This window comes from Tabrizicola piscis, assembly GCF_003940805.1.
GTDB lineage: Bacteria > Pseudomonadota > Alphaproteobacteria > Rhodobacterales > Rhodobacteraceae > Tabrizicola > Tabrizicola piscis.
In genome coordinates this window covers 654,200-667,464 of the sequence record NZ_CP034328.1, presented here as the reverse complement: position 1 = coordinate 667,464, position 13,265 = coordinate 654,200, and the positions used below count along the sequence as shown (strand labels likewise).

The 13,265-nt window shown below is 65.7% G+C and carries 13 protein-coding genes, 1 tRNA gene and 1 pseudogene; 13 read left to right on the top strand and 2 right to left on the bottom strand.

The genetic code is table 11. From position 1 onward, the window contains the following. Nucleotides 1–83 precede the first annotated feature (83 nt). From EI545_RS03160 to EI545_RS03135, 6 genes are all read left to right on the top strand, one after another. Nucleotides 84–1,034: a LysR family transcriptional regulator gene (locus EI545_RS03160; RefSeq protein WP_125324121.1), complete on the top strand. Its 951-nt coding sequence runs from the start codon at nucleotides 84–86 to the stop codon at nucleotides 1,032–1,034. A gap of 70 nt (nucleotides 1,035–1,104) precedes the next feature. Beyond that, a complete protein-coding gene (locus EI545_RS03155) occupies nucleotides 1,105–1,953 on the top strand; it encodes a carbohydrate ABC transporter permease (RefSeq protein ID WP_125324120.1) in 849 nt (282 codons plus the stop codon). Then, nucleotides 1,950–2,729: a carbohydrate ABC transporter permease gene (locus EI545_RS03150; protein ID WP_125324119.1), complete on the top strand. Its 780-nt coding sequence runs from the start codon at nucleotides 1,950–1,952 to the stop codon at nucleotides 2,727–2,729. Before EI545_RS03155 ends, EI545_RS03150 begins: the two co-directional genes overlap by 4 nt. Before the next feature lie 76 nt (nucleotides 2,730–2,805). Further along, entirely contained in the window at nucleotides 2,806–3,492 is a 687-nt protein-coding gene (locus EI545_RS03145; protein ID WP_125324118.1) for a hypothetical protein, read from the top strand. After that, nucleotides 3,489–4,589, top strand: a complete 1,101-nt coding sequence (locus tag EI545_RS03140) for an AAA family ATPase (protein ID WP_125324117.1) — start codon at nucleotides 3,489–3,491, stop codon at nucleotides 4,587–4,589. The genes EI545_RS03145 and EI545_RS03140 overlap by 4 nt, the downstream gene beginning before the upstream one ends. Further along, complete coding sequence (locus EI545_RS03135) at nucleotides 4,586–5,812, top strand: vWA domain-containing protein (protein WP_125324116.1); 1,227 nt, start codon at nucleotides 4,586–4,588, stop codon at nucleotides 5,810–5,812. Before EI545_RS03140 ends, EI545_RS03135 begins: the two co-directional genes overlap by 4 nt. Nucleotides 5,813–5,941: 129 nt before the next feature. On the opposite strand, the gene EI545_RS03130 is transcribed toward EI545_RS03135, so the two are convergent. Continuing rightward, a tRNA-Ser gene (locus EI545_RS03130) sits at nucleotides 5,942–6,031 on the bottom strand. Nucleotides 6,032–6,196: 165 nt separating this feature from the next. Here EI545_RS03130 and EI545_RS03125 point away from each other — a divergent pair. The 7 genes and pseudogenes from EI545_RS03125 (at nucleotide 6,197) to EI545_RS03095 (ending at nucleotide 12,657) form a co-directional block, all read left to right on the top strand. After that, complete coding sequence (locus tag EI545_RS03125) at nucleotides 6,197–7,060, top strand: DUF2059 domain-containing protein (protein WP_164517193.1); 864 nt, start codon at nucleotides 6,197–6,199, stop codon at nucleotides 7,058–7,060. 210 nt (nucleotides 7,061–7,270) lie between these two features. Beyond that, nucleotides 7,271–7,642: pseudogene (gene rplU, locus EI545_RS03120) on the top strand (50S ribosomal protein L21); the annotation flags it as partial. A 153-nt stretch (nucleotides 7,643–7,795) separates the two neighbouring features. Further along, nucleotides 7,796–8,065 carry a 50S ribosomal protein L27 gene (gene rpmA, locus EI545_RS03115; RefSeq protein WP_125324113.1) on the top strand — a complete coding sequence of 90 codons (270 nt, stop codon included), beginning with the start codon at nucleotides 7,796–7,798 and terminating at the stop codon, nucleotides 8,063–8,065. Between the two features lie 199 nt (nucleotides 8,066–8,264). After that, nucleotides 8,265–8,804 (top strand): GNAT family N-acetyltransferase, encoded by a 540-nt coding sequence (locus EI545_RS03110; RefSeq protein WP_125324112.1) that lies wholly within the window; start codon nucleotides 8,265–8,267, stop codon nucleotides 8,802–8,804. 364 nt (nucleotides 8,805–9,168) lie between these two features. Continuing rightward, nucleotides 9,169–10,194 carry a GTPase ObgE gene (gene obgE, locus EI545_RS03105; RefSeq protein ID WP_125324111.1) on the top strand — a complete coding sequence of 342 codons (1,026 nt, stop codon included), beginning with the start codon at nucleotides 9,169–9,171 and terminating at the stop codon, nucleotides 10,192–10,194. Continuing rightward, nucleotides 10,182–11,318 carry a glutamate 5-kinase gene (gene proB / locus EI545_RS03100; protein WP_125324110.1) on the top strand — a complete coding sequence of 379 codons (1,137 nt, stop codon included), beginning with the start codon at nucleotides 10,182–10,184 and terminating at the stop codon, nucleotides 11,316–11,318. The genes obgE and proB overlap by 13 nt, the downstream gene beginning before the upstream one ends. 79 nt (nucleotides 11,319–11,397) lie before the next feature. After that, nucleotides 11,398–12,657 (top strand): glutamate-5-semialdehyde dehydrogenase, encoded by a 1,260-nt coding sequence (locus EI545_RS03095; RefSeq protein WP_125324109.1) that lies wholly within the window; start codon nucleotides 11,398–11,400, stop codon nucleotides 12,655–12,657. Here EI545_RS03095 and EI545_RS03090 read toward each other — a convergent pair. After that, complete coding sequence (locus tag EI545_RS03090) at nucleotides 12,647–13,243, bottom strand: histidine phosphotransferase family protein (protein ID WP_125324108.1); 597 nt, start codon at nucleotides 13,241–13,243, stop codon at nucleotides 12,647–12,649. The genes EI545_RS03095 and EI545_RS03090 overlap by 11 nt on opposite strands. Nucleotides 13,244–13,265: the final 22 nt, after the last annotated feature.

Below are 13,265 nucleotides of genomic sequence, written 5' to 3'. Positions count from 1 at the left end.
TAGTGCTCCCCCACCGAGATGAGGTTAGGGCCGCCGATCCCCGTGGTTGATAAGTATCATGTCAGTCAATATACCACTTTGTTATGAAGCTGAACGAAACCCACCTCATCCAGCTTGCCGCTGTCGTCGATGCCGGCAGCGTCAGCAAAGGGGCCGAGGCGCTGGGTCTGGCGCAACCCGCCGTCTCGCGTTCGCTGGCCCAGCTTGAGGCGCGGGTGGGCAAGCCCCTGTTCATTCGCGGCCAGCGGCCCTTGCAGGCCACCCAGCTTGGCATCCAGCTTGCCACCCATGGCCGCCGCATCCTGATCGAAAGCCGCCGCGCGACCGAGGCGGTGCAAAGCCTGCTGCGCGGCACCCGGGGTCTGGTCCGTGTCTGCGGCGTGCCCTTCTTCATGGACGCCATGATCAGCCGCATGATTGCCGAGTTTCAGAACAAACACAGCGATGTCATGGTGGAACAAAGCTATGGCAACCTTGCCGAAGTCAGCCTTGGCCTGCGTGCGGCCCAGCTTGACCTTGGCATCGTGCCCTTGGGCCTTTCGGGCGAACCGAAGGGCCTGCGGTTCCAGCCGATCCTTGCCGCGCGCAACGTGGTCTGCTGCCGCCCTGGCCATCCGCTGATCCGCACCAAGCGCCTCGATCTGGGGGAACTGGCGCTTTACCCTTGGGTCGCGCCGCTGCCGGGGTCGCCGCTTCTGGCCGACCTGTTCGCCATCCGATCCTCGCTGGGGTCGATCGACCTGGATATCCGCTATTCCGGCGGCTCGCTTCTCAGCCTGATGAACTATCTGGCGGAAACCGATGCGCTTGCGGTCCTGCCCTTTTCGGTCGCCTTCGCGGAACGCAAGCAAAGCCGCATCACCGTCCTGCCGGTCGACATTCCCCAACCGCAGCGCAACCTTGGCATCCTGCGGCTGGAGGAGGGCGACCAGAACCCCGCCGCCGCCGCCTTCGCCGATTTCGTGGTCGAGGCGTTCGATGCGATGAAGCAGTTGATCCAGCGGCATGAGAACGCGGTGGTCTGGCGGCGCTAGGTCCCCGCGCCGGTTCGCCCTTGACACCCGCAGCGCTTGGCTGTCGGCTGGGCCGTAGCCGGAGGGATTGATGCCGCCATATGACAACCGCGCCTGGTGGCTGCTGCTGCCGGCGATGCTGCTTCTGGGGGTGGTCGGTGTGCTGCCGCTGCTGGCGGTGATCAACTACGGCTTTCACGACATCTTCACCTTGCAGGACGTGCATTGGGTCGGGGTTGAATGGTTTGCCGAGATTCTTGGCTCTGACCGTTTCTGGGCCTCGCTTGGCCGCAGCCTGCTGTTCTCGGCGCTGGTGCTGGGCATTCTGGTGCCACTTGGCATCATGGTGGCGCTGGTCCTTCTGACATGCGGGCGCTGGGCGGTCTGGGGGCTGATGCTGGTGGCCCTGCCGCTGGTGGTGCCGTGGAACATGATCCCGATGCTGTGGCTGGGCCTCATCAACCCGGACACGGGGCTGCTGGGGCCGGGGCTTGCGGCGGTGGGATTTGATTACAAGTTCACCGCCTGGCACACATGGGCGCTGATCCTGACGATGGACACCTGGCACTGGCTTGGGCTGGTCGTGGTGCTGGCCTACGCGGGCCTGTCGTCGATCCCACCCGCCTACCGTCAGGCCGCCGCCATTGACGGTGCCAGCCGCCTTGCCGTCTTTCGCCATATCGAACTGCCACGCATTGCGGGGGCCTTGGCCATCGTCTTCCTGCTCCGCTTCGTCGACAGTTTCATGATCTACACCGAGGCTTTCGGGATCAACGCCGGCGGGCCGAGTGACGCGACCCGCTTTCTGACGGTCGAGCTGGGCGAGGAGATCAAGGGTTTCTCCTACGGTCAGGCCGCTGCCCGCGCGGTCTTGTATTTCCTGATCGTCCTGTGCGTCGTCTGGGCCTTTGTCCTTGCCACAAGGCGGCGTGAGGCATGATGCGCGTCCTTGCCCTACTGGCGCTGGCCGGGTTCATCCTTTTGCCGCTGGCGCAGGCGATCCTCCTCAGCTTCACCGCCACGCTGGGGGGTGAGGGGGTCGCGCGGGGGACATTTGGCCTGATGAACTACACCGCCGTTCTTGCCACGCCGGAACTGCGCGCAGCCATGCTGAATTCGGCGATCTATGTCTTTCTCAACGTCTCGCTCTGCATCGCCGTGGCGCTGCCCGCCGCCTATGCCCTTGCGCGCTACAGCTTCATGGGCGATCGGCATTTTCTGCTGGCGATCCTTGTGTTCCGCGTGACGCCGCCGGTTGTCCTGTCCCTGCCGATCTTCATCCTGTTTGCCGAGCTTGGGCTGGTAAACTCCCCCGTCGGGATTGCGCTGGTGCACTGCCTGTTCAACCTGCCGGTGGCGATCTGGATCCTTGAAAGCTTCATCCGCGCCGTCCCGCGTGAGTTGGACGAAACCGCGTTCATCGACGGCCACACCGGCCCGGCCTTCTTCTTTCGCCACCTCATGCCGGCAATTGCGCCGGGGATCGGCGTCGCCGCCTTCTTCTGCTTCATCTTCTCTTGGGTCGAGGTGGTTTTTGCCCGCATCCTGACCGTGACGGGCGGCAAGCCGATCACCATGGCGATCCAGGCGATGTTCACTTTCCAGACCAACATCGGCATGGTGATGGCGATGACCTGCCTGTCGCTGCTGCCGGGGCTGGCGATGATTTGGTTCGTCCGCAACCACATCGCCCGCGGCTTCACGCTGCGCGCATGACGCGGGCCCAAGGGAACCGGGCTGTGCTGGCAAAGCGCGGGCAGGGCACTAGCTTACCCACGGGGCGGGGAAGCCGATGCTGATCATGACCGAAGCCACCATAGCCAACCGTGGCATCCTGCAGACCAAAAGCCTGCCACGAAAGTTCCTTGGCCGGGTGCAGATCATCCCGCGTGGCGCGGGCCTGCGGCTGTGGCTGCGCCTGCTGCTTGAGATGGAGTTTTTGCGCTTCATCGTCCCGCTGCTGCCCTTTGCCCTCGTCCCGCTTTTTTCCCGCGACTGGGCCATGCCGGTGATGCAGGCCCCGCTAGTCATGGTGATCGTCGTCGCCTGGGTTGAACTGCGCGTCATGCGTCCGACCCGGGCCGCCCGCGCCAATGGCGTCAGCGCGGATGAGGCGGCCCGTCGGCTGGACACCCTGGCCTTCCGCGCCCGGGCCATCCTGCGCGCTCTCGCCGCCCGGCATGACCTGACGGAAGGCCAGTTGCAGTTGGTGATCGAACAATCCGACCTTGGCCGCGTCCCGCCGCTGACGCTGGTGTCTGTCCAGACCGACGTGCCGCAGCCGCACCTTCTGGTGCTGGACGCCGATGACCGTGCCGCCCTTGCCGCGCTTTTCGACGCCGATCTGACGGAACGCGATCTTCTGGCCGTCAACCATCGCGAGAACCTTTATCTGCGCAGCATCACGCAAGAGGCCCGCGCCGTCAGCGCCCATGCCCGGCTGGCCGCCCTTCTTGACAAGCGAAAGGCCGCGTCATGACCGTCAACGCCACTACAGTTTCCGCTGGTGAGGCGCTGCGCGTCCTGCAAGCCGCCTGGGACGCGCAGGCCGCCGGTGCGCTGACCGCCTCCTGGATGCTGCATGGCCGCCCCGGCGTCGGCAAGACCGAGGTGGTGCAGACCCTCGCCACCCGTATCGGCGCGGAACTCTATGACCTGCGCCTGACGACGATCGAACCGCAGGACCTGCGCGGTCTGCCCTATTTCGACCATGCCACCGCGAAAACCGTCTGGTACCGCCCCGAAGACTTGCCCGACACCGACGCCCCCGCGATCCTGTTTCTGGACGAACTGACCTCTGCCGCGCCCTCGTTGCAGCCCACCGTCTACGGCCTTTTGCAGGAACGCCGCGTCGGACGGCATGTGCTGCCCGCCAATGTGCTGATCGTGGCGGCAGGCAACCAGGTTGAGGATGGGGCGATTGCCTATGACATGGGCACCGCGCTCAGCGACCGGCTGGTCCACATGATCGTGCAGGCCTCGGCCGACGACTGGCTGAAGCACTACGCGCTGCCCGCAGGTATCCACCCCACGGTGGCCGCCTTCATCCGCACCCGGCCCGACCTTCTGGAGACGACCGAAGACGCCCTCCGCCGTGGCCAGATGATCGCCTGCACGCCCCGCAGCTGGACTCGCGTCAGCCGCATCATGGCCGCCGTGCCGGACCGCGCCCTGCGTCGGGTGATGATCGCGGGCACCGTGGGCAGCGCCCCCGCCGCCGAATTCGCCCTGCTTGCGGACGAGATTTCCGCGACCGTCCAGATCGACACCATGCTGTCCACCCCCCGTGCCGACCGTGCCGGCCTTTATCCCACCACGCTGCACGGCCTGACTGCGCTGGTCTACGGCCTTGTCGGCGCGGTCACCCGGGACAGCCTTCCCGCCGCCATCGAAATCCTCGCCGATCTGCGCTTGCAGGGGGGGCAGGCGAAAGGCCTTCCCGTTGGCGACCTTGCCACCTTCGGCTTTGAACTCCTCATCGGTCGCGCGCTGGAACGGGGCTGGGCCGACGCCTTCGCCACCTCGGACGCCTACGCCGACTATGCCGCCGAACGTCAGGCGGCGGGCCTGCCGTGACGACTGAGGGTCACACCCGCCGCGCCGCCCGCGCGCTTGCCCATCTGGGTGAGGTTGACCCCGCCCTTGCCGTCCTTGGCCTTTGGTGCCGCCACCGCGACGGCGACGGCATGACCCGAACGGCGGGCGAGGTCATCACTTACAGCCCCGATTTCACCATCCTCGGCTTGCCCGAACAGGTCGGCCTCGTCGCCCACCACATCCTGCATGTCGCGCTGCGCCACTCGGCCCGGCAGGCGGCCCTGCAGGAACGGCTGGGCGACAGCTTTGATCCCACTCTGTTCGGCCTTGCCGCCGATGGCATCATCAACGACACGCTGATCCTTGCCGGTCACGCCATCCCGCGCCCCGCCGTAACCCTGACCGACCTTCTCGCCCAAGCCGGCCTGCCCGAACCCACCCCGATCGCAGCCCTTGAGAAATGGGACGCCGACCGCCTCGCCATGGCGTTGCACAGCGACCCCAAGCGCGCGCAGCGCTTGCGGGACTGGGCCAAGTCACGCGGCTTTGCCGAGGACCTCGCTGCCGGGGACCTGCAGGACGACGCCAAACCGCAATCCGCCTCTGACTGGCGCAACCAGATGCTGCGCGCGATGGAGGCGGGGCGCAAGGCCGGGCAAGGCATCGGCCGCCTTGGCGCCATTCTTGCCGACCTCGCCCCCGCCGCCACCCCGTGGGAAGTGCACCTGCGCCGCCTTCTTGCCCTTGCCCTGACCGACCGCCCCCAGACCAGCTGGCGCCGCCCCTCCGGCGCCTGGGTCGCCCGCATGGCCGAGGCCGAGCGTCATGGTAGCCCCGCGCCGGTCTATGAACCGGGCCGCCAGCGCCAGACCCACCGCCCGCGCATCGTGATCGGCCTCGACACGTCTTCGTCCATCGACCCGCAAACCTTGCGCCTTTTCACGGCCGAGGCTGAGGCCATCACCCGCCGCACCGGGGCCGAGGCGCATCTGCTGCTGTTTGACGAGGTGGTTTTCGACACCCTTCGGCTGGATCCGGACGGTTGGTCCGCACTGGGCAGCACCCCGCTGCGCACAGGTGGCGGCACCGACTATCATGACCTTTTCGCCCGCGCTGTTCAGCTGCGCCCCTCAGCCCTTGTCGTCCTGACCGACCTTGACGCCCCCCTGCCGCCGCCCCCCGGCATTCCGCTGATCTGGGCCGTCCCCCGCGATTGCCCCACGCCCGACCATGGCCGCGTGATCCGGATCGGGGAAATCTGACTCTGGCCGCGACACGATCGCGCAACAGCGCGAGGTCAGACGCCGCGTGGCATCGGAAGACAGACCCGCAGCTGACGGCAAGGCCATTCTCCGCCGCAGTGGCGTTGTATCAGATAGCAGAAGGGAAGATGGCGGAGAGACAGGGATTCGAACCCTGGGTCGGCGCAAACCGACAACGGTTTTCGAGACCGCCGCATTCGACCACTCTGCCACCTCTCCGCGCTTCAGGGGTCGTCTGTGGACGGCGATGTAGCCGGGCACCGCGCAATGCGCAAGGGCCATTCCGCGCGGCCGGATCACGCCCAGTTGCTTATCGCCTCCTTGGCAAGTCACGGGTAAGGGGCTACCTCTAAAGCTGTCCTGATGGCCACGCCAAGGTTTTCCATGTTGCTGACCCGCCTTCTTCTTGTCGCCACGCTTGGGCTTGCGACCCCGGCCGTCGTTCCGGCCGTGGCCCAGACCACCGATGCCACGACCCCGGCCACGGCGTCGATCGTTGCGCTGGGGCAGGCGCTGCAGCTTGACGCGCTCTTTGCGGTCCTGCGCGAAGAAGGCATCGCCTATGGACAGACGCTTGAGGACGAGATGTTTCCAGGCGGCGGTGGACCACAATGGGCCAGCGCGGTCGCCAAGATCTATGATGCCGCGGCGCTCCAGACCCAGTTTGAGGCTGCTCTTCAAACTGAACTTGGTGACGATCCCGAAACCCTGTCCACGATCCTGGCGTTTTTCACCTCCGATCTGGGCAAGCGTGTCGTCGGGCTTGAGATCGAGGCCCGGCGCGCCTTCCTTGACACCGCAACGGAAGAGGCTGCCCGTGTCGCTGCCGACAACCGCTTTGGCGCGCGCGATCCCATCGTTCCCTTGCTGCGCCGTTTCATAGAGGCGGGTGATCTGATCGAAATGAACGTGGCCGGCTCTTTGTCGGGCAATCTCGCTTTCATGACCGGCATGACTGAATCTGGTGTCTACGGCGATGCCATGCCCCAAGACCAGCTCATGTCGGATGTCTGGGCGCAGGAAGACCAGATCCGCGATGACACCAGCGCCTGGCTTTACGCCTATCTTGGCCTTGCCTATGCCCCGCTGGCCGAATCCGACCTGCAAGCCTACATCGAGTTCATGGAAACCCCCGCTGGCCAGCGCCTGAACGCCGCCCTGTTCACCGCCTTCAGCGAGGTGTTTACCGGCGTGTCGCGTGACCTTGGCCACGCCGCCGGTGTTGCCATGCTGGGCACGGATATCTGACCACTGCCCCTGCGCGAACTGTGCCCCGCACCCGCTTGACAGCCGGGCCACTTCGCCGCATAAGCGCGCATCCCGGCGAGGGGCGACTCTCGCCGGGTTTAAATTTCATGACGCCCTGCGAAGGGCGCGCTGTCCGAGGCGGAGGAAACTCCCCCAAACGCCCGAGCGATCGGGGGCCACAGGGCGCGGAGCAAAAGAAGGATACGACCCATGTTTGCGGTCCTCAAGACCGGTGGCAAGCAATACAAGGTGCAGGCGGGTGACGTGCTGCGCGTTGAAAAGCTTGATGCTGCCGCTGGTGACAAGATCCAGTTCAACGACATCCTGATGGTCGGCACCACGATCGGTGCGCCGATGGTGGCCGGTGCTGCCGTGCAGGCCGAAGTGATCGACCAGATCAAGGGTGAAAAGGTCATCCACTACGTCAAGCGCCGCCGGAAGCATTCGTCGCAGCGCACCAAAGGCCACCGCCAGCACCTGACGCTGGTCCGCGTGACCGACGTGCTGGAAACCGGCGCTGACAAATCGGGCGTGAAAGCTGCCACCGGCACCGTCGCCGCCCGCCGCGTGGCGCACGAAGCCCCCGGTGCCGCCAAGGCCGAAGCGCCCGCCGCCAAGCCTGCGAAAGCCGCGAAGCCTGCGAAAGCCGCCAAAGCCGCCCCCATGGCCGCTGAAGCCGCCGCCGAGAAACCGAAGCGCGCGGCCAAAGCCGCCGCCCCCAAGGAGTAACAGCCCATGGCACACAAGAAAGCAGGCGGTTCGTCCCGCAACGGTCGCGACAGCGCCGGTCGTCGCCTGGGCGTCAAGCTCTTCGGCGGTCAGGCTGCCATTCCCGGCAACATCATCTGCCGCCAGCGCGGGACCACCTGGTTTCCCGGCGAAGGCGTCGGCATGGGCACCGATCACACCATCTTCGCCAAGGTGGAAGGCCGCGTGACCTTCAAGAAGGGCATGAAAGGCCGCACCTTCATTTCGGTTATTCCTGCCCAGGAAGCAGCCGAGTAAGCCGAACCTTTACAATCGGATTGTAGATGGGGGATCGGCTGAAAAGCCGGTCCCCTTTCTCGTTTCCGGGCTTGACCCGGCGCGATCGTGGCAAACTGCCACGCCGTTACCGCGAAAGGGTCAAGAAATCGGGCGATTGCCGGGGTATCCGGCACGCCTGCATGCGCCGCGCCCGCATGTGCTTCGAAGGAGGGAAGCCATGATCCTTGAAAAGCTCGTCCCCAGGGCGGAAATCGCCACCGACCGGCTGACGCTGCGCCCAGTGCGCCGGTCCGACGTCGGTCTCTTCGCGCTTTACGCTGGCGACAAGCGCGTGGCCGAGGCGACGCAAGGCATCCCCCACCCGCTGCCACCCGGCACGGCTGAGGCGTTTGTCGCCCGCGCCATGGCGTCCGGCGGGGATGAGGATATCTGGGTCATGGACGGCACCCGCGCCGCCCTGCCCGAAGTTCTGGGTGTCATCAGCCTCAAGAAGATGGACCGCGGTCAGTCCGAGGTTGCCTTCTGGGTCGCCCCGGCCTTCTGGAACCACGGCATCGCCTCCGAAGCAGTCGGCGCGCTCGTCGCGGCCAACCCGCAAGGCAACTGCACCCTCTTTGCCGAGGCGTTTCAGGACAACCCCGGCTCTGCCCGGGTCCTGACCAATGCCGGTTTCCAGTATCTGGGCGATGCCGAAAGCTTCTCAGTCGCGCGTGGGACCACTGCGCCAACCTGGACCTACATCCGCAAACTGGGATAGCCACTACACCACCGCCTCCCGCGACCGGGCCGCGCCAATCGGCCTTCTTGCTGCCTGCAAGTTGCTCTTTTCAAAATACTCTCAGGGGGTTTGGGGGCAGAATGCCCCCATCATCCCGAGGCTCTGGCGCGCGCCCTTGCGCGCCAGAGGCGAGACGAAAGGCTTGCGCGTCAGCGCTCAATCCGAAAACCGCCCGGGCTGCGCGCCACCTCCCAAGCCTTGTGCCAAATTTGAACCCGCGCCCCTGAACCCAAAACCTAGCCCCGCGCTCCCGGCCGCCGAGACCCGCCCCCATGCTCGCTTGAGGATCGGCTCCGCTTCCTGTATTCCCTCGGCCCTGACCTGATCCCGAAAGCCCCATCCCATGAAATTCCTCGATCTCGCCCGCGTTTACATCCGCTCTGGCGGCGGTGGGGCGGGCTGCGTCTCGTTCCGGCGCGAGAAGTTCGTCGAATTCGGCGGCCCTGACGGCGGTGACGGCGGCAATGGCGGCAACGTCTGGGCCGAGGCGGTCGAGGGGCTGAACACCCTCATCGACTACCGCTACCAGCAGCATTTCTTCGCCAAGTCCGGCCAGCCCGGCATGGGCAGCCAGAAAACCGGCAAGACTGCCGATGACGTGGTCCTGAAAGTCCCCTTGGGGACCGAGATTCTGGACGAGGACGAAGAAACCGTGATCGCCGATCTGGTGAACCCCGGCGACCGGGTGCTTCTCGCGCGGGGCGGCAATGGCGGCTGGGGCAACCTGCGCTTCAAATCCTCGACCAACCGCGCGCCAGCCCGTGCCAATCCGGGTCAGGACGGGGTTGAACGCACGATCTGGCTGCGTCTCAAGCTGATCGCTGACGCAGGCCTTGTCGGGCTTCCCAATGCCGGCAAATCCACCTTCCTCGCCGCGGTGTCAAACGCCCGGCCAAAGATCGCCGATTACCCGTTTACCACGCTCGTCCCCAACCTTGGCGTCGTCGGCGTCGATGGCCATGAATTCGTCATGGCCGACATCCCCGGCCTGATCGAAGGCGCCTCCGAAGGGCGCGGCCTTGGCACCCAGTTCCTGGCCCATGTCGAACGCTGCAAGGTGCTTTTGCACCTTGTCGACGGGACGTCCTCCACAATCACGGCCGATTACCGCACCATCGTCACGGAGCTTGAGGCCTATTCCGATGTCCTTGGCGACAAGCCCCGCATTCTGGCCCTGAACAAGACCGATGCGATGGATGCCAAACAGATCAGCGACCGCCGCCGCGCGCTGGAAAAAGCCAGCGGCGGGACCGTGCATGTCATCTCGGGCGTCTCTGGCAAGGGCCTGACCGATGTGCTGCGCGTGCTCTATGCCCGGATCAACCCGCCCGAGGAAAAGGTGACAGAGGGCCAGCCATGGCAACCCTGACCCGAGACCCGAAGACGGCTGCTCCCGACATCCGCACGGCAAAACGACTGGTGGTCAAGATCGGCTCGGCCCTTCTGGTTGATCGCAAGACTGGGCTCAATCAGTCTTGGCTCTCCGCCCTTGCGCTTGACGTAGTCGAGGCGAAGGCGCGCGGCACGGATGTCGTCCTTGTCTCCTCCGGCTCCATCGCGCTGGGTCGCAAGGTGCTGGGCTTGCCCGATGGGGTGCTGACGCTGGAACAGTCCCAAGCCGCCGCCGCGGTGGGTCAGATCCGCCTTGCCCGCGCCTATGAGGAAGCGCTTGCCCCCCACGGCATCACCACCGGCCAGATCCTCGTGACGCTGGAGGATACCGAAGACCGCCGCCGCTATCTGAACAGCCGCGCCACGATGGAAACGCTGCTGGGCCTTGGCGTCGTGCCGATCGTGAACGAGAATGACACCGTCGCCACCGACGAAATCCGTTACGGCGACAACGACCGGCTTGCTGCCCAGATTGCGGTGACTGCCGGGGCGGATCAGCTGGTGCTGCTGTCGGACGTGGATGGCTTTTACACCGCCAATCCCAAGGAAGACCCGACCGCCACCCGGTTTGACGTGGTGGACACCATCACCCCGGACATTGAGGCGATGGCGGGCGATCCGATCTCCGGCCTGTCCAAGGGTGGCATGAAGACCAAGCTTCTGGCCGCCAAGACCGCCGTCGCCGGGGGCTGCGCCATGGCGATCATGGAAGGCTCCATGCTGCGCCCGCTGAAGGCCCTGGCCGAAGGGGCGGCGCGCACCTGGTTCGTGGCGCAAGGCGATCCGCAACTGGCGCGCAAGCGCTGGATCAACGCGATGAAGCCCAGGGGCGAACTTGTGCTGGACGCCGGGGCCGTCACGGCACTGCGCGCGGGCAAAAGCCTGCTTCCCGCCGGGGTAACCCGGGTGACCGGCACGTTCGGCCGGGGGGAACCCGTGTCGATCCTGTCGCCGGACGGGGTGGTTCTGGGCAAGGGCCTTGTGCGCTATACTGCGGTTGAGGCAAAGCTGATCGCCGGGCACCGGTCCAGCGAAATCGCGGCAATCCTTGGCTATCAGGGCCGTGCGGCGCTGGTGCATCGGGATGACATGGTGATGTAGGGTCGCAAATTCCTTCGAAGGAATTTGCAAAAGTTTTCGAAAACTTTTGCAACGCGATGTTTGAGGTGGAGAGCAAGCAATGGACGGACAGTTCACTGACCTGATGGCCGAGATCGGCGCCAAGGCCCGCGCGGCGGCGGCAGAACTGGCCTATGCCGGCTCCGAACGCAAGGCCACCGCCCTGATCGCCGCTGCCGATGCCGTCTGGCAACGGCGCGATGCCATCCTTGACGCCAACACGCTTGACCTTGATGCAGGCGAGCAAAAGGGCCTCAGCCCCGCCATGCTCGACCGTCTGCGCCTTGATACCAACCGGCTGCGCGGCATCGTCGACGCCTTGCGCCAGATCGCCGAACAGCGTGATCCGGTGGGCCGGGTCCTGGCCGAATGGGACCGCCCGAACGGCCTGCACATCCAGCGCGTGGCCACCCCGTTAGGCGTGATCGGCGTGATCTACGAATCGCGCCCGAACGTCACCGCCGATGCCGGTGCCCTCTGCCTCAAGGCGGGCAACGCCGTGATCCTGCGCGGCGGCAGCGAAAGCTTCGAGACGTCGACCGCCATCCATGCCTGCATGGTCGCGGGCCTGAAGTCCGCCAACCTGCCCGAAGCCGCAATCCAGTTCATCCCCACCCGCGACCGGGACATGGTCACCGCCATGCTGCAGGCGACCGAATATATCGACGTGATCGTCCCCCGGGGCGGCAAGGGCCTTGTCGGCCTCGTCCAGCGTGAGGCGCGCGTGCCGGTCTTTGCCCATCTCGAAGGCATCTGCCACGTCTACGCCGACCGCGACGCCGACCTGGAAAAAGCCCGCGCCGTCGTCGTGAACGCCAAGACCCGCCGCACTGGCATCTGTGGTTCGGCAGAATGCCTGCTGATCGACTGGCAGTTCTACACCAAGCATGGCGCCGTGCTGATCGAGGATCTCCTGAAAGCCGGGGTCGAGGTCCGGACGGAAGGTGAGCTTCTCAAGGTCCCCGGCACCGTCAAGGCCCAACCCGATGATTTCGGACGTGAATTTCTGGATATGATCATCGCCGCCAAGCTGGTCGACGGGGTGGATGAGGCCATCGCCCACATCCGCCGCTATGGCAGCCAGCACACCGAAAGCATCCTGACCGAAAACGACGCCACCGCCGCCCGGTTCTTTGAACGGCTGGACAGCGCCATCCTGATGCGCAACGCCTCGACCCAGTTTGCCGATGGCGGCGAATTCGGGATGGGGGGGGAGATCGGCATCGCCACCGGCAAGCTGCATGCGCGGGGGCCGGTGGGGGCGGAGCAGCTGACCAGCTTCAAATATCTCGTCACCGGCAACGGTACGATCAGAACGTAAGTCTGATCGACGTCTCGCCGATCGACGTGACCAGGCGGCGGCCCTGCCGGGCCAGTTCCTCTGGCACCAGCGCGAAATGCACCTGGCCCGCGCCGATATCGGCCGGTGCGCGCGGCTCGGTCAGCACTTCCCAAAGGGCGGAATCAATCCGCAGGCGGGCAGCCTCCGCCTGAATCGTCCAGCCCATATCGTCCCGCACGACCGCGACCTTGCCGCCATAGGCCAGCGCGGTTTCCACGCATTGCAGCAACAGGAAGGCCAGCCGCACTTCGCGCCGGGGCAGGTCGGCCACGCTGGTCCAGGCATAGCTGACCCGTCCCCCGCGGGTGAGGTCTGTCAGCACCGACATGACCTCGGAGCGGGCAATCCGCTGGTCGCCCGTGGCCGCGCCAAAGCTGATCCGGAAGAACCGGATCCGGGCATTCGCGTTGGACACGCTTTCCGAAATCAGCGCCATCTCGGGCCGCTGCGTGCCACCATCCATCGCCAGCAGTTCCACCCCATTGCCGATGGCGCCAATCGGGCTGATAAGGTCATGGCAAATGCGCGAGGCGATCAGGGCGGCGAGGTCGGGCTTGTCTTGCATCGGCGGAACCACGGATTGGGGG

Coding starts and splice junctions, on each gene's coding strand:
- EI545_RS03160 (WP_125324121.1), top strand. CDS start 84: ATGAAGCTGAACGAAACCCACCTCATCCAGCTTGCCGCTGTCGTCGAT.
- EI545_RS03155 (WP_125324120.1), top strand. CDS start 1,105: ATGCCGCCATATGACAACCGCGCCTGGTGGCTGCTGCTGCCGGCGATG.
- EI545_RS03150 (WP_125324119.1), top strand. CDS start 1,950: ATGATGCGCGTCCTTGCCCTACTGGCGCTGGCCGGGTTCATCCTTTTG.
- EI545_RS03145 (WP_125324118.1), top strand. CDS start 2,806: ATGCTGATCATGACCGAAGCCACCATAGCCAACCGTGGCATCCTGCAG.
- EI545_RS03140 (WP_125324117.1), top strand. CDS start 3,489: ATGACCGTCAACGCCACTACAGTTTCCGCTGGTGAGGCGCTGCGCGTC.
- EI545_RS03125 (WP_164517193.1), top strand. CDS start 6,197: ATGTTGCTGACCCGCCTTCTTCTTGTCGCCACGCTTGGGCTTGCGACC.
- rpmA (WP_125324113.1), top strand. CDS start 7,796: ATGGCACACAAGAAAGCAGGCGGTTCGTCCCGCAACGGTCGCGACAGC.
- EI545_RS03110 (WP_125324112.1), top strand. CDS start 8,265: ATGATCCTTGAAAAGCTCGTCCCCAGGGCGGAAATCGCCACCGACCGG.
- obgE (WP_125324111.1), top strand. CDS start 9,169: ATGAAATTCCTCGATCTCGCCCGCGTTTACATCCGCTCTGGCGGCGGT.
- proB (WP_125324110.1), top strand. CDS start 10,182: ATGGCAACCCTGACCCGAGACCCGAAGACGGCTGCTCCCGACATCCGC.
- EI545_RS03095 (WP_125324109.1), top strand. CDS start 11,398: ATGGACGGACAGTTCACTGACCTGATGGCCGAGATCGGCGCCAAGGCC.
- EI545_RS03090 (WP_125324108.1), bottom strand. CDS start 13,243: ATGCAAGACAAGCCCGACCTCGCCGCCCTGATCGCCTCGCGCATTTGC.